The organism is Mesorhizobium sp. CNPSo 4689, from assembly GCF_057784325.1.
In genome coordinates this window covers 1-2,792 of the sequence record NZ_JBWLUZ010000087.1, presented here as the reverse complement: position 1 = coordinate 2,792, position 2,792 = coordinate 1, and the positions used below count along the sequence as shown (strand labels likewise).

The window sequence follows — 2,792 nt, the reverse complement described above, 5'->3', positions numbered from 1 at the left end:
GAAAATCCGAAACGTCTCGGTGAGAAGTTCCATGAAGACGTCGATTTCCGGCTCGGTGATGATGAGCGGCGGAGCCGCCATGAACCATTCGCCGAACTTTCCGCTCGCCGCGCGACGCGAATAGATGTGGAGGCCAAGATCGCGGGCGATCTCGCAGATGCGGTAAGACGCCTGCGTGGCGGCGGGGAAAATTGCCTTGGTAGCCTTGTCCTCGACGATCTCCACCGCGTTCAAAAGTCCCATGCCGCGCACGTCGCCAATGGTTGTGCTTCTGTCCTTCAATGCGTTTAGCTTTTGACGAAGGATGACGCCCATACGCTGAGCATTCCCCATCAGATCTTGGTTCACCATCTCACTGAGTACCGCAACGCCGATCGCTGAGGAAAGGGGATTGCCGGAATAGGTGTGGCCATGCAAGAAGCCACCAGATTCGACAACCTTGTCGACGATCTTGTTAGGGGCAATCATGGCGCCGAGTGGCGTGTATCCTGCGCTCAAGCCCTTCGCGCAGGCGACAAGATCGGGCAACGCGTCGGGCCAGTGATGGGCGGCCAAAAAGGTTCCCGTACGGCCGGCGCCACACATCACCTCATCAAAGATGAGCAGTACGCCGTAGCGGTCGCAAATCTTCCGGACTTTGGAATAGTAACTGTTCGGCGCCACCAACGCGCCGGTGGCGACGCCGCCGACCGGCTCCATGATGAAAGCGAGTACCGTGTCCTCGCCTTCCGCAAGAATCTGTCTTTCGAGTTCGTCCGCACAATGGTCGGCATAGGAGTGAGCGTCGTAGCCCTCGGGGATGCGGTAGCTCAATGGTGCCGGGACCTTGGGCATTATCCGCATAATCGGGCCGAATATCTGGTCCCGATCCGGATCGCCGGTCACCGCAGCGGCGCCGAGCGTCGAACCATGATAGCCTGGTATACGCGCAAAAATCTTTGAGCGCTTTGGTTGACCCGTGACCACGGCGTATTGACGTGCAAGTTTGAGGGTGGATTCGATGGCTTCCGAACCACCGGAGACAAGAAAAGTCTGATCGAATCCCGTGCCCGCAAGCTCCGAAATCATCTTGCACAGCGTTTCGGTCGCCTCGCTGGTGAATGCCGTGCGAACGACGTAGCTAACGCGCTTGGCCTGTTCGATCATGGCCTCGCGCACGCGCTCATTGCCATGGCCGATGTTGGCAGCGACGGCGCCGGACGACCCGTCAAGATAGCGCTTGCCGTCGATGTCCCAGAAGAAGATGCCTTTGGCATGCGAAATCATGGGAGTTTTGGTGACGCCGCGCCCGGCATAAAAGGCCCCTCCGGAAGACTCCTTTTGAACGGGGTTTGGCTCTGCGCTCAGTGTGGACATGTTGCACCTTGTTCCTGACTATTAATTGGTTTTTTGCCGGCGCCGCACCTATGCGCCCCTCTCACGCCGCAGCGCATAATTTGAGTGCGTCGCGGACGGAAAGAGATTCCAGTTCGAGGAGAGCGCCCTTCAGACGCCTGGCATTCGCCTCGCCGATAATGGGGCTTGAGAGAGTGAGGAACTTGGCTTCCACCTCTGCCGGCCCAAAAGCGGGCCCGCCAGGGGCGCCGGTCGGTACCTCGGCCTCTTCGGAAAAGGCTTCGCCATTCCGAAGGGTCACATTGACGCGGGCAGGCAGAAGCTTTTTCGCATAAAACTTCTCATCGGCGCCGTCGAGTGTTGAAAGCCTTATTTGTGACGCTGTTGCCTGGAGGTTTTTGTCCGCCAAGTCGTTTTCGCGCAGGCCCGTCGCGGACGACTTGTCGTGCAGTTCGAGCGCGAGCGCGTAGGGGATATGGAACGCGGCCTCGACGGTCGATTGCGGCCAAGGGCCGTTGAAGTCGCGGACGAACTCGCTCACCGTCTCAACGTGAATGCCCTTGATGTCGGCCCGGCCAAAACGATAGCGGGTCAGCAACGCGCGCACACAGTCAACCGCCGTGTGGATCCAGCGACAGACGCCAAATGGCTTGAAGCCGGTCTCGAGGATGAAGTAGCGCTCGCCCCACCGGTCGAGCATGTCGCGAGGTTCAAACCGGTCGGACCCAGCCATGGCCCAGAACCCATCGTCGCCCTCGAAGATGGTGCGATTACCATGGAAACCGGCGCGGACGAGATCCACCGCCGTAATGGCGCCCTTGTTTGCCCACCCATAGTTGTTCTTCAAAAGGCTCATCGGTCGGGAATGGAACTTGCGCAGAAAGGGAAGCGGCGCATGCATCGGGGTCAGCCCATAGGCATCGGCAATCTGGTCAGGGCTAAAACGGTGCAACAAGCTCGCCGCGGTGCAGGCGCCGAAGACCTGCCAACTGGCATAGCCCTTGACCTGGCGATCGCGGTCTTCGCTAGGCCGCATCGCGGTGCCAAGGCGTAGCGACATCTCGTAGCCGCCGACAATCGCCGCGATCAGCCCCCTGCCGGAGCTGTTGACCTCTTCGGCGACGGCAAGCGCAGCGGGGATAATCGACGCGCCGGGGTGGCCGAAAAGGATGTAGGAATCGTCGAGGCTCAACATGCTAGCGCTATGCGCGTTGGCATGGGCCGCATTGGCCGGATGGAAGCGCAGTGAAGTGCCGAAAACCGTGCTGAGACCACCGGAATCGAGACGCGCGAGATAGGGCGTCATTTGCCCCGCCCCGCGGGTCTTGCTTCCCGCGATCATGCAACCAACATGATCAAGGACGAGAAGCTTCGCCTGGTCGCGGACATGTGACGGCAAATCGTCATAACTCATTCCGGCGACCGTGCTGGCGACGTCTTGTGTCAGAGGCATTTTC

2 protein-coding genes are annotated in these 2,792 nt (G+C 59.8%); both read right to left on the bottom strand.

From position 1 onward, the window contains the following. On the bottom strand, positions 1-1,356 hold a 1,356-nt coding region (locus AC04SI_RS33180; RefSeq protein WP_488475719.1), incomplete at its 3' end, for an aminotransferase family protein. A 61-nt stretch (positions 1,357-1,417) separates the two neighbouring features. Then, the coding region (locus tag AC04SI_RS33175; protein WP_488475718.1) for an MmgE/PrpD family protein at positions 1,418-2,792 on the bottom strand (1,375 nt) is incomplete at its 5' end.